This is a genomic window from Halotolerantifilum yawarlongkerapense (genome assembly GCF_054506745.1).
The window spans coordinates 1127400-1143946 of sequence record NZ_CP199719.1 but is presented as its reverse complement, the minus strand read 5'-3'; the positions used below and the strand labels follow the sequence as shown (position 1 = coordinate 1143946).

At 53.5% G+C, this 16547-nt stretch carries 18 protein-coding genes and 2 other annotated features; of the genes, 14 read left to right on the top strand and 4 right to left on the bottom strand.

Features of this window, described 5'->3' with window-relative positions; translation table 11 throughout:
• Positions 1-198 precede the first annotated feature (198 nt).
• Positions 199-723 carry a hypoxanthine phosphoribosyltransferase gene (gene hpt / locus ACULM0_RS05575; RefSeq protein WP_463679858.1) on the top strand — a complete coding sequence of 175 codons (525 nt, stop codon included), beginning with the start codon at positions 199-201 and terminating at the stop codon, positions 721-723.
• A gap of 43 nt (positions 724-766) precedes the next feature.
• Here the strand turns inward: hpt and dapD are convergent, their stop codons facing one another.
• From dapD to ACULM0_RS05555, 4 genes are read right to left on the bottom strand one after another with little or no spacing between them, the layout of a single operon-like run.
• Positions 767-1474 carry a 2,3,4,5-tetrahydropyridine-2,6-dicarboxylate N-acetyltransferase gene (dapD, locus tag ACULM0_RS05570; RefSeq protein ID WP_463679439.1) on the bottom strand — a complete coding sequence of 236 codons (708 nt, stop codon included), beginning with the start codon at positions 1472-1474 and terminating at the stop codon, positions 767-769.
• Positions 1464-2228 (bottom strand): 4-hydroxy-tetrahydrodipicolinate reductase, encoded by a 765-nt coding sequence (gene dapB, locus ACULM0_RS05565; RefSeq protein ID WP_463679438.1) that lies wholly within the window; start codon positions 2226-2228, stop codon positions 1464-1466. The genes dapD and dapB overlap by 11 nt, the downstream gene beginning before the upstream one ends.
• The gene (dapA, locus tag ACULM0_RS05560; RefSeq protein WP_463679437.1) at positions 2221-3114 is read right to left on the bottom strand and encodes a 4-hydroxy-tetrahydrodipicolinate synthase; all 894 of its coding nucleotides are present in this window, start codon (positions 3112-3114) and stop codon (positions 2221-2223) included. The genes dapB and dapA overlap by 8 nt, the downstream gene beginning before the upstream one ends.
• Before the next feature lie 12 nt (positions 3115-3126).
• On the bottom strand, positions 3127-4122 hold the full coding sequence (locus ACULM0_RS05555; protein WP_463679436.1) for an aspartate-semialdehyde dehydrogenase: 996 nt from the start codon (positions 4120-4122) through the stop codon (positions 3127-3129).
• Positions 4123-4290: 168 nt separating this feature from the next.
• Here ACULM0_RS05555 and ACULM0_RS05550 point away from each other — a divergent pair, with 168 nt between their 5' ends.
• From ACULM0_RS05550 to pheS, 13 genes are all read left to right on the top strand, one after another.
• Complete coding sequence (locus tag ACULM0_RS05550) at positions 4291-5439, top strand: M20 metallopeptidase family protein (RefSeq protein WP_463679435.1); 1149 nt, start codon at positions 4291-4293, stop codon at positions 5437-5439.
• The gene (locus tag ACULM0_RS05545) at positions 5426-6541 is read left to right on the top strand and encodes a CPBP family glutamic-type intramembrane protease (RefSeq protein WP_463679434.1); all 1116 of its coding nucleotides are present in this window, start codon (positions 5426-5428) and stop codon (positions 6539-6541) included. The genes ACULM0_RS05550 and ACULM0_RS05545 overlap by 14 nt, the downstream gene beginning before the upstream one ends.
• Before the next feature lie 14 nt (positions 6542-6555).
• Complete coding sequence (locus ACULM0_RS05540; RefSeq protein WP_463679433.1) at positions 6556-7290, top strand: class I SAM-dependent DNA methyltransferase; 735 nt, start codon at positions 6556-6558, stop codon at positions 7288-7290.
• Between the two features lie 4 nt (positions 7291-7294).
• The gene (gene hslO, locus ACULM0_RS05535) at positions 7295-8167 is read left to right on the top strand and encodes an Hsp33 family molecular chaperone HslO (protein WP_463679432.1); all 873 of its coding nucleotides are present in this window, start codon (positions 7295-7297) and stop codon (positions 8165-8167) included.
• Between the two features lie 3 nt (positions 8168-8170).
• Positions 8171-8773: a DUF445 domain-containing protein gene (locus tag ACULM0_RS05530; protein WP_463679431.1), complete on the top strand. Its 603-nt coding sequence runs from the start codon at positions 8171-8173 to the stop codon at positions 8771-8773.
• A gap of 41 nt (positions 8774-8814) precedes the next feature.
• Positions 8815-9050 (top strand) — a binding site (T-box leader).
• A 47-nt stretch (positions 9051-9097) separates the two neighbouring features.
• A complete protein-coding gene (thrS, locus tag ACULM0_RS05525) occupies positions 9098-11035 on the top strand; it encodes a threonine--tRNA ligase (RefSeq protein WP_463679430.1) in 1938 nt (645 codons plus the stop codon).
• 186 nt (positions 11036-11221) lie between these two features.
• Positions 11222-11743, top strand: coding sequence for a translation initiation factor IF-3 (gene infC, locus ACULM0_RS05520; protein ID WP_463679429.1), 522 nt, complete (start codon positions 11222-11224; stop codon positions 11741-11743).
• A 21-nt stretch (positions 11744-11764) separates the two neighbouring features.
• Positions 11765-11962: a 50S ribosomal protein L35 gene (rpmI, locus tag ACULM0_RS05515; RefSeq protein WP_463679428.1), complete on the top strand. Its 198-nt coding sequence runs from the start codon at positions 11765-11767 to the stop codon at positions 11960-11962.
• A 32-nt stretch (positions 11963-11994) separates the two neighbouring features.
• A complete protein-coding gene (gene rplT, locus ACULM0_RS05510) occupies positions 11995-12351 on the top strand; it encodes a 50S ribosomal protein L20 (RefSeq protein ID WP_463679427.1) in 357 nt (118 codons plus the stop codon).
• Positions 12352-12448: 97 nt separating this feature from the next.
• A complete protein-coding gene (locus ACULM0_RS05505; protein WP_463679426.1) occupies positions 12449-13801 on the top strand; it encodes a TrkH family potassium uptake protein in 1353 nt (450 codons plus the stop codon).
• A 10-nt stretch (positions 13802-13811) separates the two neighbouring features.
• Positions 13812-14465 carry a potassium channel family protein gene (locus tag ACULM0_RS05500; protein WP_463679857.1) on the top strand — a complete coding sequence of 218 codons (654 nt, stop codon included), beginning with the start codon at positions 13812-13814 and terminating at the stop codon, positions 14463-14465.
• Entirely contained in the window at positions 14462-15220 is a 759-nt protein-coding gene (locus ACULM0_RS05495; protein WP_463679425.1) for a TrmH family RNA methyltransferase, read from the top strand. The genes ACULM0_RS05500 and ACULM0_RS05495 overlap by 4 nt, the downstream gene beginning before the upstream one ends.
• A 34-nt stretch (positions 15221-15254) precedes the next feature.
• Positions 15255-15482 (top strand) — a binding site (T-box leader).
• Between the two features lie 43 nt (positions 15483-15525).
• Complete coding sequence (gene pheS / locus ACULM0_RS05490) at positions 15526-16545, top strand: phenylalanine--tRNA ligase subunit alpha (protein ID WP_463679424.1); 1020 nt, start codon at positions 15526-15528, stop codon at positions 16543-16545.
• Positions 16546-16547: the final 2 nt, after the last annotated feature.

Here is a 16547-nt window from a genome sequence, read left to right as displayed (position 1 = left end):
CAGGGCCCTCTACTAATGTACAATTTTCTGAGTAGGCATACAATTTAAGAAACTGTCATATTTCTTGAGGAGCGGTCGTCGCCTTAAGACGGTGGCCGAATCCCGCGACTCCAGCCATGGGGAGTTCAACGTTGACACTGACCGGTCCGTGTACTAAAATAGGAGCTACTAATCGAACCGATGGAGGGATATATGGATATCGAAAAAAAGCGTAGAGAAGTGGTCGTCTCCAAAGAGGCGATCGAAGAGCGCGTCGCGGCACTGGGTGCCCGGTTGACGGAAGCGTATACCGATAAGAACCTGCTGGTCATCTCGCTTCTAAAGGGATCCTTTATTTTTACGGCCGATCTCGTCCGAAAGATCGATCTGCCCGTTCGCATCGAATTCATGATCACATCGAGCTATGGGCACTCGGAAGAATCCGCGGGCCATCTGAAGGTGATCCAGGATGTCACCTGTGATCTGGAAACGTACGACGTGCTGATCGTGGATGACATCACCGATTCGGCAATCACGATGACGAGCGTGATGAAATTGCTCTCAGAGCGGAATCCCAAGAGCATCAAGTCCTGCGTGCTCCTCGACAAGCCATCGAGACGCCAGGTAGACTATGAGCCAGATTACGTGGGTTTTGAGATTCCCGACCAGTTTATCGTGGGTTATGGACTCAACTACGGCGATTACTTTAGGAATATCGATCACGTCTTCGCCTTTGTCGACTAAGAAAAAATGCCTCTCACAAGTTGTGGCTTGCGAGAGGCATTTCTTATCCTCGGAGATCGTCTAAAATTTTCGTTTTCTCCACGGTCTTGGCGTCTTTGTCCTTGAGGATCTTGGCCGGCACACCGGCGACGACAGCTCCAGCGGGTACATCGCGCGTCACGATACTACCGGCGGCCACGATAGCCCCTTTTCCGATCTTGACCCCTTCTAGGACAACGGCGTTGGCCCCTATGAGCACCTCGTCCTCGAGAATGACGGGTGTGGCACTCGGTGGCTCGAGAACGCCGGCCAGAACGGCGCCTGCGCCGACATGGCATCGGTCGCCCACGGTGGCACGAGCACCGAGAACGGCGTTCATGTCAATCATAGTACCGGCGCCGATGCTGGCGCCGATATTGATCACCGCGCCCATCATGATGACTGCCTGGTCACCGATGGCCACGCGGTCGCGGATCCATGCACCGGGCTCGATGCGGGCGTTCACCTTGGTGATGTCGAGCAGGGGGATGGCCGAGTTTCTGCGGTCGTTTTCGAGAACGTAATCATCGAGGGTCGCTTTATTCTTCTCGAGCAGCGTTTCGATGACCGAGGCATCGCCAAAGGCCACATAGGAGGGAGCCGAGCCGAAGAGCTTGATGCCCTCGGGAATCTCTTTGAGCTCCCCCTGGATGTAGGCTTTCACGGGTGTGACCTTGGTGGCATCCTTGATGTACTTGGCAATCTGGTAGGGATCAGTAAAATCATAAGACATGTGTATTCTCCTTCTTTTTCATCAAATCGGTCATATCGTAAAGACCGGTCTCTTCGCCGACTAGGAAGCGGGCGGCTTCCACCGCGCCGGAGGCAAAAACTCCCTTTGATTCGGCCGAGTGGGACAAGCAGATGGTCTCGCTATCGCCGGCGAACAGAACGTCGTGTTCGCCCACGATGGTCCCTCCGCGGACAGCATGGATTCCGATTTCATTTTTCTTTCGTTGGGTCGCGATGCCTTCTCTTCCGTAGATACGGTGGGTATGATCGGGGTCGAGAGCATCCGCCAACATCTTGGCGGTGCCGCTGGGGGCGTCGACCTTTCGGCGGTGGTGTTTCTCGATGATCTCCACATCAAAGCTGGGCAGAAGTTTTTTGGCCCGTTGGATCAGGTCCGTGAGCACGTGAATGCCCAGGCTCATGTTACCGGATCGGAAGAGTGGCATTTTCTGAGCGAGGACGCCGATCCGATTATCTTGTAGGTCGCTCAGCCCAGTGGTGCAAATGACCGTGGGGGCCGCATGGGTTTCCAGGTGATCGAGCAGGTGGTCGACCATGTGCGGGTGTGAGAAATCGATTACCACGTCAAAGGGTTCCTCGATCTGGTCGAACCCTGTGTAAAGGGGGAAGGGCAGATCGTTCTGTACTTCATGGGTGATGCCAGCTGTGATCATCAGATCATCGGAACCTTTGACCAGTTCGTGGACCTGATGGCCCATGGTTCCCGTGGCTCCCACCAGGAGGATTTTAAGCATGAGAGGTCTCCAAACCGTAGGCCTTCATCTCCTCGACCATCCGTGCCTTCGTCTCTTCAGCCATCTCGTACAGAGGTAGGCGCAGGGGACCCGCACCAAATCCCATGAGGTTCATCGCCGTTTTCACGGGGATGGGGTTGACCTCGATGAAAAGGGAATCAATCAAGGGTTTCATGGCTAGCTGCAGTTGACGCGCACGGTTGATATCGCCGGAGAGGTAGCTCTCGACCATGTCGTGTGTTTCGGTGGGCAGGATATTGGCCACGACGCTGATCACCCCATCACCCCCTAAGGAGAGGAGGGGAACGATCATATCGTCGTTACCGGAATAAAGGGCAAAGTCCTCGGGGATCACCCGAGCGATCTCGGCGACCTGTGAAATGTTCCCACTAGCTTCCTTGACGGCCACGATCTGCGGGTGTTCCGCTAGGGTGGCCACCGTCTCCGGTGCGATGTTCACACCGGTTCGGCCCGGCACATTGTACAGGATGATCGGTGTCTTGACCGCGTCGGCGATGGCCCGGTAGTGGGCGAGAAGTCCCCGCTGCGTGGTCTTGTTATAGTAGGGGGTCACGAGCAGGAGGCCATCGACACCGACGGACTCTGCGTAGCGGCTCATCATGATGGCGTGTGCCGTGTCGTTGGAGCCGGTACCGGCGATCACCGGGAGGCGACCCTTGGTATGCGCAACGGCATAACGGATCACTTCTTTGTGTTCCTCATCGTGAAGTGTGGAAGCTTCTCCCGTCGTCCCGCAGATGATCAGGGCGTCCGTGCCCCGATCGATGTGGAAATCGATGAGTTCGGCTAGCTTCTCGTAATGAACGCTTCCGTCCGGGTGCATGGGGGTAACGACGGCGACGCCGGAACCTTTGAATATGGCCATGGTAAAACCTCCTTACAGGGTGTCGAGCAAGAGTTCAGCGATCTGGACGGTGTTGGTAGCGGCGCCCTTGCGGATGTTGTCGGCCACCACCCAGAAGTTCAGCGAACGATCGGCACTCTCGTCCCGTCGGAGGCGCCCAACGTACACTTCATTCGTGCCACGTGCTTCCGACGCGAGCGGATAGACATTGTTCGACACGTCGTCCCTAAGGAGGATTCCGGGTGCTTTGGCCAAGAGACTGCGGACCTCGTCGAGATCGAAATCTTCTTTAAAGGAAACGTTCACGGATTCTGAATGCGAATCAAAGACCGGTACGCGCACACAGGTGGCCGTGATCCGCAAGGAATCATCGTCCAAGATCTTTCTCGTTTCTTTGATCATCTTCATCTCTTCTTTGGTGTAGCCGTTATCTTCGAAGACATCGATGTGAGGTAGGCAATTGTTGTAGATGGGGTGGGGGTATGCTTCGTGTGTTGTTTTCCCCTGGATACCCTCCTCCAGATCACGGACTCCTTTCACACCAGAACCAGATACGGCCTGGTATGTGGAGAAGATGATCCGATCGATTCCATATCGATCGTGGAGGGGTTTGAGCGCCACCATCGCCTGGATCGTGGAACAGTTGGGGTTCGCGATGATCCCCTTGTGCTTGTGGATGGCGGTTGGATTCACCTCGGGAACGATGAGGGGCACCTCAGGATCCATTCGCCATGCGCTCGAGTTGTCCACAACGATGACGCCTTTTTCCGCGGCGATAGGGGCGAATTTTTTTGAAAGTTCACCCCCGGCGGAAAAAAGGGCGATGTCGATGTCACGATCAAAAGACGTTTCATCGAGGACTTCTACGGTGAATTCGCGCCCTTGGCAGGTGACCGTACTGCCGGCACTTCGCTTCGAAGAGAAGGGGTACAGGTTGGCGATTGGGAAATTACGCTCTTCGAGCACTTTTAAAAAGGTTCTGCCCACCATACCCGTGGCCCCTACAATCGCAATATTCATTCCTTGCATCTCTAGTTCACTCCTTTGTCTCCGCGGTGATTCATATTGAAAAGAACCGGCGGAATCTATACAATAGACCTGTGAAAATTAGTATTAGTTTACCACGAGAGGGATATGTGCGCAACTGCATATATATACCATTTCGAAGGATGATTATACAGGAAGGAAAGTGTGCTTATGAATTACCTTGCAGAACTCAAACGACACCGCCGCGCACTGCACCAGATACCCGAGAGGGGTTTCGAGGAGTTTAAAACCCGTGACTACCTTCAGTCAGAATTGGAGAAGCTTGGGATCCCAGTAGAAGAGGTAGCCGGTACCGGCCTTCTCGCGAAGATCGTCGGCAGTCACCTGGGTCCGGTGATCGGACTTCGTTCGGATATGGATGGTTTACCTGTAGAAGAAAAAACGGATCGCCCCTTTGCTTCGATGCACCAGGGCCATATGCATGCCTGTGGGCATGATGGGCACATGGCCACGCTACTCACGATGGGCGCATATCTTGTGGGCATACGCGACCGATTGTCCGGGACCGTTGTCCTCGTTTTTCAACCGGCAGAGGAGGGACCGGGTGGTGCCGAAGTGATTGAAGCATCGGGTCTCCTGAAGGTCGATGAAATGGTGGGCCTCCACCTGATGCCGGATTTGCCGGATGGGACCATCGGGGTGAAAAGCGGCCCGCTCATGGCTATGACCGGTGAGTTCGATATCGATATCTTGGGCGTGGGTGCCCACGGCGCGAAACCCCATCTCGGAAATGATGCACTCCTTGCTGCTGCGGATCTCCTGGTGGGGCTGCAGCACATCGTGTCACGTACGGTGGATCCCCTTGCACCTGCTGTCGTGACAGTGGGCAAGATGTTCGGAGGGGAGCGGAGAAACATCATCGCGGCAAAGGCGCGACTCGAAGGGACCCTCCGTGCCTTCGACGAATCGCTTTACCACCAGATGAAGGAGCGAATCGAGGCCTCCGGTCGTTCCGTGGAGAACCGGTACGGCGTGCGCGTCCGCACCACCTTCCGGGATATGTACCCCCCTGTCGTCAACGATAAGGAGATGACCGCACGCTTCAAAAAGGCCATGGGCGAGCGCATCCAACAGGTTCCACCCAGTATGTTGGCCGAGGATTTCTCTTACTACCAGAAAAATCGACCGGGTCTATTCTTTTTCGTGGGGACGGCAGGCGACCAGCCCGGTGCACCGCTCCACAGCGGTCATTTCGATTTCGACGAATCGGCCCTGCTGACCGGAATGGAAGCTTATCGGGGCTATCTGGTGGCCAAGGGGATGTTGCCACCTGAGGAGAATGACGATGCGTTCGCTTGATCGCAAGGGTTTCTCCTTGAGCGAGGCCAATGGCCTTATGGTGATCGCCATGGCGCTCTTTCTCACCCTAGGTGCGACCTTCCAGGCCCGGGGATTCGTCTCGGGCATTCTGATCACGGAATACTTGCTGATCGCAGCACCCGTGATCCTGTACGCTGTCATCCGAAAGAAAGACCTCGTGGCCACCTTCCGCCTGCGCCCCATTCGATGGGACGAAAGCTTTCGCGTCATTACTTTGGGTTTGTTCCTCGTACCAACGATCCTAGCGGCCAATGTACTCATGATGGCGCTCCTGAGTGCCTTCGGAAAAGTGTTCACGCAGCAGATGCCCACAGCGGATAGTCTGGCCTCCTTTCTCCTGCTCTTTTTCGTCATGGCGATTACACCGGCGATTTGTGAGGAAATCTTTTTTCGGGGCATGATGCTCGATGCTTATGAGCGGGCCACGGGTCCTTGTATGGGAGCAGTGCTATCGGCGCTGTTTTTCGCGCTCTTTCATTTTAATCCCCAGAACCTGCTGGGCCCCTTGATCCTGGGTATAGTTTTTGCCTATTTGGTCCAGCTCACGGGTTCGATCCTGCCGGCGATCATCGCCCACTTGACGAACAACGGTGTTTCTGTCATCATGGGATATCTGGGGACGGTATTTTCGGACCCTGAACTCGTAACGGCAGTGGACCCCGTGGCTTATCTGCAACCGAAGATGCTCTTTTACATGGGTCTTGTCTTCGCCCTGATGGCAGGCGTTGGTATGTTCGTAGTGGTCTATCAACTCAAGCGCCTGAGGAACGGTCGAGCAACCTTTGAGCCGAACACGTCATTGAGGATCGGGGCCAAGGCTTACAGGATTATCGCCAAAGGCAAGGAGCACTTGGTGGTCATGGACGATGCGATCGACACGGTGGTCATGGATGCAGAAGAGACGATGCGACAGTTCTACCGGTTGTCCACCGAGGACCTGAAGAAAATCCACTACAGCGCGGATACACCCCTTTGGAAGGGCTGTCGCAAGCCTCCCTTTGGTGTTGTGAGCTTTCTGATCTTCGTGACTGTATTCTACGGAGTGATCATTCGCTGGCAGTGGCAACTCCTTGGTCTATAGAGGGGAGAGAGAATATGTACGACGTATTTTCTGAAGTTTACGATGCCTATACGGCAGAGATGGATTACGAGCATTGGGCTCAGGTCATCGATGAAAAAATCCGGGCCTATCATCCTGGAGCACGGACGATCATTGATCTCGCCTGCGGGACGGGGCGAATGACTTTGCCGCTTTACGAACGAGGGTATCGAGTCATCGGTATGGATGCCTCGGAGAGCATGCTCATGCGCGCACAGGAAAAAGCCGCCGAAAAACGGTACAAGATTCCCTTTTTCGAGCAAAGGCTCGAGGCGTTCTCCTTCGCCAGGCCGGTGGATGCTATCACGGTGATCAACGATGGACTCAACTACCTCGACGATAGGCATCTGCAAATTTTTTTCAATCGAGTGACCGAAGGCCTCGCACCGGGTGGTCTGTTGATCGTTGATCTCTCCACGCCTTACAAATTAGAGCACATACTCGGGGATCGTACGATCGCGGAGACCCAAGAAGAGCATGCTTTTATCTGGGAGAATCATTATGAAGAGGAGGCAAAGCGCCTGACCTTCACCCTTACGCTCTTCATCAGGGAAGAGCAGGATTGTTATGGAAGATATGAAGAATACCACGAACAGCATGCCCACGATCTTGAGAAAATCCGTCAGATGGCATCGGCTTCGTTTGAGATGGTTGAATATGTGGATGGTGAGCGTTTCGGAGCGCTCACCGAGACTTCGGAGCGTATGCTCTTGATCATGAGAAGGATGTGATGATATGAAAGGTATTGTGTACAGTGCAATGACGGCCGATCAGGAAGCCCGCATTTTCTATGTGGATGCCACGGCTATGGTGGAGGAGATGAGAAAAATCCACGGAACAAGCCCGGTGGCCACTGCTGCGCTCGGTAGGATGCTCGCGGCGTCTAGCATTCTCGGCCGTATGTCGAAGAATGAGAAGGACCGTGTGACCTTACGCGTGAAGGGCGATGGACCCATCGGCGAGCTGATCGCCGTGGCCGATGCCAAGGGAAATGTGAAGGTCACGCTTTCGCACCCCGTGGTAGAGACCACGCTCACAGAGAACGGGAAACTGAACGTAGGGGCAGCGGTGGGAGAAGGCGAGATGTTCCTGATCCGCGACTATGGTTTGAAGGAGCCCTATGTAGGCCGTGCGGAACTCATTAGCGGGGAGATCGCCGAGGATCTGGCCAACCTGTTTGCCACCAGCGAGCAACAACCATCGATCGTGAACCTGGGCGTACAGGTGGACGGTGAGGGTCAAGTGGTGGCAGCCGGCGGGTTGATTGTTCAACCGCTCCCCTATGCTTCGGAGGAGACAATCGACCGGCTCGAGAAGGACGCCCTGCAGATGGTAGCGATTTCTTCTCTCATGAAGGACCACAAGGGTGTCGAAGTGATCGAAGCGGCGATGCCGCACTCGGGTCTCGGGCTGGTGCTCGAGAATGAAGTGGCCCTGCGCTGCGATTGTTCACGCGAGCGAATGGTGGGCGCTCTGGTCAGTCTCGGAAAAGAAGAAATGCAGAAGATGATCGACGAGGACCAAGGGGCGGAGATCACCTGTCACTTCTGTCACACGCGCTACGCATTTGATGCCGATCAGCTCCGAACACTCAAGGAGGAAGCGTAGGCCATGCAGGGGAAAGCGCTGATTTTTCTCGTTTTGGTGGGCGCGGGAATCGGTTACCTGACCAATGTGCTCGCCATTCGATTGCTCTTTCGTCCCTTTGAACCCGTGGGCATCGGCCCCTTCCGATTGCAGGGCCTGATACCCAAGCGCAGGCATGAGATCGCACGGAGCATCGGGGAGACCATTGAATCGGAACTCCTCAGTATTGAAGAACTGCTCGATCATTTTCTCGAGCAGATGGACAAGGAAGAAGTAATCCTTTTCGTGAAGCTCCGCCTGCGTACGCTGGCCAAGGAGAAGATGCCCTTCTTTCTACCGCACCAGATGCAAGAGATGATCTTGACGCAACTGGACGAGATTGTCGATGAACGGGGGGAGGAGCTCATCACGGAAATGGCAGAGAAACTGGTCCACCGTGCAGCGACGACCATCGATCTCTCCGCCATGATAGAAGAAAAGATCAACACCTTCGATTTGATGCGGATTGAGACCATTATCCTGTCCATCGCAAAAAAAGAACTGAGGCATATCGAACTTCTCGGTGGTGTCTTGGGCGGGATCATCGGATTGGTCCAAGGGCTTCTGGTCCTTCAGTTTTTCAGTTGACAAAACTTCTCATCTTGTTGTAAGATGGGACTATCAATAGAATGCAAGCGTAGACGGAGACGAGTAGATAGGTTTCGTTTTGTCAGAGAGCGATTGGTCGGTGAAAAATCGCAAACGAGCCATCGAAAACTAGCTCCTGAGCTTCCAAACGATTACCGATTCTTTCGGGAAAGGTTGGCGTGGATCCCGCGTTACGGGGTATGAGCAATGAGAGGTACCGGAGGCCTGGCGTGTCTGGTACAATCAGGGTGGAACCGCGAGAGAACTCGTCCCTAAGGTCATGGGACGGGTTTTTTGAATTTTTGACAAAGGAGGTCATCGGCTGTGGATAAGGTAAAAGTAACGTTAAAAGATGGATCGATCAAAGAGGTACCCAAGGGCACCACGTTGGGTGAACTGGCCAAGGAAATTAGCGGGCGTCTTTACAAGGAGGCGATCGTCGGTGAAATCGACGGTGAAGTGGCCGATCTCTTCACACCCCTTGATGATGGGGCGGAGGTCAACCTGTTGAAGTTTGAGGATGAAGAAGGTGAGCACGCTTATCGCCATACATCTTCACATATTCTAGCGCAAGCTGTATTACGTTTGTTTCCCGATACGAAGCTGGCCATCGGGCCGGCTATCGATGATGGTTTCTATTACGACTTCGATAGCGAGCACACCTTTACGCCGGAGGACCTCGAGAAGATTGAAAAAGAGATGGACAAGATCATCAAAGAGGATCTCGAGGTTTCGCGTTTTGAAATGCCGCGTGAAGAAGCCGTCGCTTTCATGGAAAAACGCGGAGAACCATATAAGGTGGAACTGATCAATGACCTACCCGAGGATGCGACGATCAGTTTCTATCAACAGGGTGAATTCGTCGACCTCTGTGCTGGCCACCACGCTCCGAGCACGAAGAAAATCAAGGCGATCAAGCTAACGAGCCTTGCTGGTGCCTACTGGCGGGGTGACGAGAAGCGCAAGATGCTCCAGCGGATCTACGGGACGAGTTTTCCCAAGAAGAGCATGCTGGAGGACCACCTGCACCGTTTGGAAGAAGCCAAAAAGCGTGACCACCGTAAACTCGGTCGCGAACTGAAGCTGTTCACGATGATGGAGGAAGGCCCTGGATTTCCATTTTTCCTACCCAAGGGCATGATCGTCAAGAACAAACTGATGGACTACTGGCACGAGGTGCACACGCGCGCCGAGTACGAGCAGGTGGAGACACCTCTGATTCTCAACCGCGATCTCTGGGAACAATCTGGACATTGGTTCCATTACAAGGAAAACATGTACACACTGAAGATCGACGATGCGGATTACGCCATCAAGCCAATGAACTGCCCGGGTGGCATGTTGGTCTATGGAACGGAAATGCGATCCTATCGCGACTTCCCGATCCGTCTCGCTGAGGTCGGTCGCGTGCATCGGCACGAGCTGTCCGGCGCACTTCACGGCCTCATGCGCGTGCGTGCCTTCACGCAGGATGATGCGCATATCTTCATGCTGCCGGAGCAGATCAAGGATGAGATCAAGAACGTCAGCCTGCTGATCGATGAGATCTACAAGAAATTCGGGTTCAAATATCATGTGGAACTCTCCACGCGTCCCGAGAAATCCATGGGTTCTGACGAGGACTGGGCCATGGCGGAGTCCTCGCTACAGGGTGCGCTCGAGGAACTGGGGTACGACTACAAGCTCAACGAAGGCGACGGCGCTTTCTACGGACCAAAGATCGACTTCCACCTAGAAGATGCGATCGGCAGAACCTGGCAGTGTGGAACGATCCAGTTGGATATGCAGCTTCCCCAGCGCTTCGATCTGAACTACATCGGCAAAGATGGCGAGAAGCACAAGCCGATTGTAATCCACCGCGTGGCCTTCGGATCGATCGAGCGATTCTTCGGGATCCTGATCGAACACTTTGCGGGTAAATTCCCCACTTGGTTGGCACCGGAACAAGTGACGATCATTCCGATCGCCGATCGACACTTCGATTACGCTGAGAAGATGCGTGATCAACTGATGTCAGCCGGTATCCGTGTGGGCATCGACGGTAGAAGTGAGAAGGTAGGCTACAAGATCCGAGAAGCCCAAGTGGCCAAAGTGCCTTATATGCTGGTCGTCGGCGATAAAGAAATCGAGGAGAACCTGGTGTCGGTCAGAAGCCGTGACGAAGGTGAGCTCGGCAACCAGTCGATTGAAACGTTCCGCGATCGCTTGGTCAAGGAAGACACAGAACGCATCAATACGGTGATCAAAAACCTTGACAACTAAAGGGCGCTGTGATATCCTAATTTAGGTTCAACAACAACAAGAAGAAGTCTGCTTCTCACCTAGGTTGCTCAATGCGGCCGGGTTCATCCGAACACAAGGAACGGGCGAAACCCCCTTCCGATTCAGGTGATTTTTTTGCGGACATAAGTACTTCTTGTGTCCGCTTTTTTAATGAGTATCCAGGAGGTGTACGTTATTAAGCATAACGAAATCAACGAGGACATTCGAGATCGCGAAGTAAGACTCATCGGAGATGACGGCGAACAGATCGGCGTCATGTCAGGTAGAGAGGCTCTGGCTCTTGCCCAAGAGCGTAAATTAGATCTCGTGAAGATTGCGCCGCAGGCAAAACCACCGGTTTGCAAGATCATGGACTACGGTAAATTTAAGTACGAGCAGCAGAAGCGCGAAAAGGAAGCTCGCAAGAATCAGAAGACCGTCACGCTGAAGGAAGTTCGACTGAGCATGAAAATTGAAGACCACGACATGGAAACCAAGGCCAAGCACGCGATTAAGTTCCTCGAAAACGGCGATAAGGTAAAGGTATCTTTACGCTTCAGAGGCCGTGAGCTCGGACATACCAACCTCGGGTACGACGTTTTCAAGCGATTCGAAGACATGTTAGGCGATTACGCCGCTGTCGATAAAAAGCCTAAAATGGAAGGTCGTAGCATGGTGGCCTTCTACGTGCCGAAGAACAAACAATAACAACGCCAAGGAGGAAATACAATGCCCAAGATGAAAACACACAGGGGTGCTGCGAAGCGTGTCAAGAAGACTGCCAACGGTGGTCTCAAGCGTTATAAGGCATACAAGAGCCATATCCTGACAAAGAAGAGTTCCAAGCGTAAGCGTGGCCTTCGCAAATCAACGATGGTCAGCGGAGCGGATCTCAAGCGTGTCAAGCAGCTGCTGCCCTACCTATAGGATCGCATAACACTTAGAAGGAGGAATCAACCATGGCTAGAGTAAAACGTGGTATGAATACAAAACGAAAGCACAAAAAGGTCCTGAAGCTGGCGAAAGGCTTCTACGGACAAAAATCAAAGGTCTTCCGCGCGGCTAAACCCGCTGTTATGCGTTCGCTCCGTTCAGCATACGTCGGACGTAAGCTGAAAAAACGTGATTACCGTAAAATGTGGATCGCTCGTATCAACGCCGCCACGCGTCAGAATGGTATGAGCTACTCGAAGTTCATGCATGGTCTCAAGCTCGCCGGTCTCGATATGAACCGCAAGATGCTCTCTGAGATGGCCATCCATGATCCCGATGGTTTCAAAGCCCTCGTGGATGTAGCAAAATCACAAGAAGCATAAGCTGAGAAGGTTTTCCATCTTAATTGGAGAACCTTTCTTTTTTTTTACATAGTAAGAATGGTATAATGTGGGGAGATAATCATGCGGGAGGGAGTTCATGAAACCAGAGAGATTTATGGATAAAAAATTACAACCGGCCCAGGTGCTCGTGTTGGGTTTCGCTACGGTAATCCTCTTAGGAGCGATACTCCTCACCTTGCCGTTGGCCTCTCGGGACGGATCGAGCGTAGGGTTTATCAATGCCCTTTTCACAGCGACCAGTGCGGTTTGCGTCACGGGTCTTGTTGTCGTGGACACCGGGACCCACTGGACGGTTTTCGGTCAAGCGGTAATTCTGGGCTTGATCCAGATTGGGGGTCTTGGGATCATGACCATGACCACCTCCGTCGCCCTGATCATGGGACGAAAGATCGGGCTGCGCAACCGAATCATCATGTCCGAAGCGCTCAGCCAGTTTTCCATCTCGGGCGTTGTGCGTCTGACACGAACGATCATCGTGGGGACCTTTATGATCGAGGGTGTAGCCGCTGTGATCCTGAGCCTGCGTTTCGTGCCAGAGTTCGGCGTACAAAAGGGGATTTTCTTCGGGGTCTTTCACGCAGTGAGCGCCTTTTGCAACGCGGGATTTGATCTGATCGGGAACTTTCGTAGCCTGACGCCCTACGCCGGGGATCTGACGATCAACCTGGTCATCATGGGGTTGATCGTGATGGGTGGGATCGGCTTTTCTGTCCTCATAGATATCGTGAACGTCCGCCGGTTCAAGGACTTGAGTTTACACTCCCGTTTCGCCCTGATCGTTACGGGCATCCTCTTGGCGGTGGGATTCCTCTTGTTCCTATCGCTGGAGTTCAATAACCCTGCTACCATGGGCGGGAGCGATTTCAAGACCAAGACGCTCAGCGCAATGTTTTTATCCGTGACGCCCAGGACGGCGGGGTTCAACACCGTGGCCACCGACGCACTTCGAACCCCCAGCCTTTTCTTGACGATCATCCTGATGTTCATCGGTGGATCACCCGGATCGACAGCTGGTGGCATCAAGACCACCACTTTCGGCTTGCTGGTCTTGATGATCTTCACCACGGTCAGGGGGAGAGAAGACGTAGAGTTCTCCTACAGGAGAATCGAACGGGATGTCATCAACCGCGCCCTCGTCATCTTCGCGATCGCCATCGCGGTGGTGCTGGTGGTCACCTTCCTCATGACCATCACAGAACTTGGCCACAGTTTCATAGAGATCTTCTTTGAAGTCGTATCGGCACTCGGGACCGTGGGTCTCTCCATGGGAATCACCGGTTCTCTGACGGATATTGGCAAACTACTTATTACGCTGACCATGTTCTTCGGGCGACTGGGTCCCCTGACAATCGTCGTGGCACTGGCTAGAAAACAACAGGACAAGCATGCCCTCATCCGTTACCCTCAGGGCAAAATTACCGTAGGTTAGGAGTCGATCGATTATGAAAAAACAATTTGTCATCTTGGGTTGCGGCCGCTTTGGCAGCAGCGTGGCCACAGAATTGATGAAGCTCGAAGCAGAAGTGATGGTCGTGGACCAGAGCGAGGAGATCATTCAGAACATCTCGGATACGGTTACGTACGCCGTGCAGGCCGATGCGACGGATGAAAACTCCTTGCGGGCCCTGGGTATCCGGAACTTTGACGTGGCGATCGTGACGATCGGATCGGATATCCAGGCGAGCATTCTCGTGACCCTTATGATCAAAGAACTAGGGGTCAAACACGTTATCGCCAAAGCCCAGAACTCGCTTCATGCGAAGGTTCTCGGACGAGTGGGCGCCGATCGCGTGGTTTTTCCTGAGATGGAGATGGGCGTTCGAATCGCCAAGAATTTGGTAACGAATAACGTCCTCGATTTCATGGAACTCGCCGACAACTACACGATCATGGAGATCCGTGTCCTCGACGAATGGGTAGGCAAAACGCTTATGGATATCGACATGCGTAAAAAGTATGCCGTGAACGTGATCGCCGTTCGACGGGGGGAAGAGATCGACATCACCATCGGTGCGGAGGATACCTTTGAAGCGGAAGATACGCTGATCGTCATCGGGCATATCGAGGACCTCAAGAAGCTGGAAGTGAAATGATCACATCGGACAAGAACGAACATATCAAGGCACTGGCCAAGCTAAAGGCCAAAAAATATCGCTACCGTGAATCGCGTTTTCTCGTGGAAGGGGAACGATTCGTCGAGTCGGCACTACTGGCAGGAATCGACATTCGCGCCCTGGTCATGAGCGAGGAGTACGAGGACAACCGTCATCTGGCTGATCGTGTAGGGGAGGTTCTACGCGTGAGCCGTTCTGTCTTCGAGAGTCTATCCCAAACCGAACATGGTCAGGGCGTATTGGCCGCCGTAGAGATGCCGCTCTTCTCAAATGAAATCAAAGAGGCAGAAGGACTCTGGGTGGGTCTAGAAGACCTTCGTGATCCGGGCAACCTGGGTACCATCCTTCGCACGTGCGATGCCCTGGGCGTTCGGGGTGTGGTACTGGCAAAGGGCACCTGTGATCCTTACAATGACAAGGCACTGCGCGCGAGCATGGGATCGATTTTTCATGTACATCTTTATCAGACGGAAGATCTGGTGACATTTGCCGAAAGAATCGGTGCGATGCTCGTCGCCTCGTCCCCTGCAGGGGATGAGGATTTCGACGCCCTCTGTTATCCGCCGACGACCCTGTTGCTCATCGGAAATGAAGCCAAGGGACTATCGGGAGAATTGTTGGATGCCGCAACTCACCGGGTGCGAATCCCCATCGCCGGTCAGGCAGAATCATTGAACGCGGCCATGGCGGCGGGAATCATGATTTACGGAATCGAGCGAAAGCGTGGCTTGTAAGGCCTGATGGAATCTGTTATAATACCGATATCAATGAAAAGCGATGACTGGGCACAGTAGCCGGTAGGTTCTTCGAAACCTTTCAGCGACGGGGCGGTTTGGTGCGAGCCCTGGGAGACTACCGATGTGAAATTCACCCACGAGCTGTTCTCTTGAAAGACGCTTTAGCGTGGTAGGGAGAGCCGGTCAAGCCGTTATCCGTAGAAGTGGCGCCTTTTGGCGCAATTTGGGTGGTACCGCGAATGAAACCTTCGTCCCATGGGGACGGGGGATTTTTTTTTGAAAATGAGAGGAGTGACGGGAGTATGAAAGAGAAGATCAATGCTCTCCTGGAGGAGGCCCGCGCGGCCATCACAGGGGCGGAGGACTTAAAGTCCCTAGAGACCCTTCGGGTGAAGTACCTCGGAAAAAAGGGTGAGGTGACCAGCCTGCTGAAGGGGATGAAAGACGTTCCCAAAGAAGAACGACCGGCAGTAGGCAAACTCGTGAACGACCTGCGTGAGGATATTGAGGGATTATTGGAATCACAGAAGAAGAAGGCAGCTGAGAAAGCCCTCGAAAAGCAGCTCGCGGCAGAATCACTGGATGTAACCCTGCCCGGCATGCAGACTGAGCTCGGTAAGAAGCACCCGTTGAACCGGGTGCTCGACGAGATCACCTCGGTATTTTTAGGCATGGGCTTCAAGGTCGTAGATGGACCGGAGATCGACACGGTGTATCATAATTTCGACGCGCTTAACGCACCGGAGGACCATCCCTCGAGAGGACTTTCCGATACCTTCTACATCACAGAGAATCTGTTGCTCAGGACTCAGACAAGCCCCATGCAGGTCCGCACGATGAAAAAGATGGACCCACCAATCAAGATTCTAGCGCCCGGTCGATGCTTCCGAAATGACGAGCTCGATGCCACGCATTCCCCGATGTTCCATCAGATCGAGGGCCTTGTCGTCGATGAACACATCACCATGGCCGATTTGAAGGGGACCTTGGACCTCTTTGCAAAACGACTCTTCGGTGAACACACGAAGACGAAGTTCAGACCTCACTATTTCCCCTTCACAGAGCCGAGTGCGGAAGTGGATGTTTCTTGTTTCAAGTGTGGAGGTGAAGGGTGTCGTTTCTGCCAGAACAGCGGTTGGATTGAAATTCTCGGCTGTGGTATGGTGCATCCCCACGTGCTGGAGGAATGCGGAATCGACTCCGAGAAATACTCTGGTTTTGCCTTTGGCATGGGACTCGATCGCATCACGCTACTCAAACACGAAATCGACGATATCCGGTTGCTCTTCGAAAATGACATCCGGTTCATCCAACAGTTTTAAGG

Excerpts from the sequence above, each read along its gene's own strand:
- dapD (WP_463679439.1), bottom strand. The coding sequence starts at position 1,474 with ATGTCTTATGATTTTACTGATCCCTACCAGATTGCCAAGTACATCAAG.
- dapB (WP_463679438.1), bottom strand. The coding sequence starts at position 2,228 with ATGCTTAAAATCCTCCTGGTGGGAGCCACGGGAACCATGGGCCATCAG.
- dapA (WP_463679437.1), bottom strand. The coding sequence starts at position 3,114 with ATGGCCATATTCAAAGGTTCCGGCGTCGCCGTCGTTACCCCCATGCAC.
- ACULM0_RS05555 (WP_463679436.1), bottom strand. The coding sequence starts at position 4,122 with ATGCAAGGAATGAATATTGCGATTGTAGGGGCCACGGGTATGGTGGGC.
- ACULM0_RS05550 (WP_463679435.1), top strand. The coding sequence starts at position 4,291 with ATGAATTACCTTGCAGAACTCAAACGACACCGCCGCGCACTGCACCAG.
- ACULM0_RS05545 (WP_463679434.1), top strand. The coding sequence starts at position 5,426 with ATGCGTTCGCTTGATCGCAAGGGTTTCTCCTTGAGCGAGGCCAATGGC.
- ACULM0_RS05540 (WP_463679433.1), top strand. The coding sequence starts at position 6,556 with ATGTACGACGTATTTTCTGAAGTTTACGATGCCTATACGGCAGAGATG.
- hslO (WP_463679432.1), top strand. The coding sequence starts at position 7,295 with ATGAAAGGTATTGTGTACAGTGCAATGACGGCCGATCAGGAAGCCCGC.
- ACULM0_RS05530 (WP_463679431.1), top strand. The coding sequence starts at position 8,171 with ATGCAGGGGAAAGCGCTGATTTTTCTCGTTTTGGTGGGCGCGGGAATC.
- rpmI (WP_463679428.1), top strand. The coding sequence starts at position 11,765 with ATGCCCAAGATGAAAACACACAGGGGTGCTGCGAAGCGTGTCAAGAAG.
- rplT (WP_463679427.1), top strand. The coding sequence starts at position 11,995 with ATGGCTAGAGTAAAACGTGGTATGAATACAAAACGAAAGCACAAAAAG.
- ACULM0_RS05505 (WP_463679426.1), top strand. The coding sequence starts at position 12,449 with ATGAAACCAGAGAGATTTATGGATAAAAAATTACAACCGGCCCAGGTG.
- ACULM0_RS05495 (WP_463679425.1), top strand. The coding sequence starts at position 14,462 with ATGATCACATCGGACAAGAACGAACATATCAAGGCACTGGCCAAGCTA.
- pheS (WP_463679424.1), top strand. The coding sequence starts at position 15,526 with ATGAAAGAGAAGATCAATGCTCTCCTGGAGGAGGCCCGCGCGGCCATC.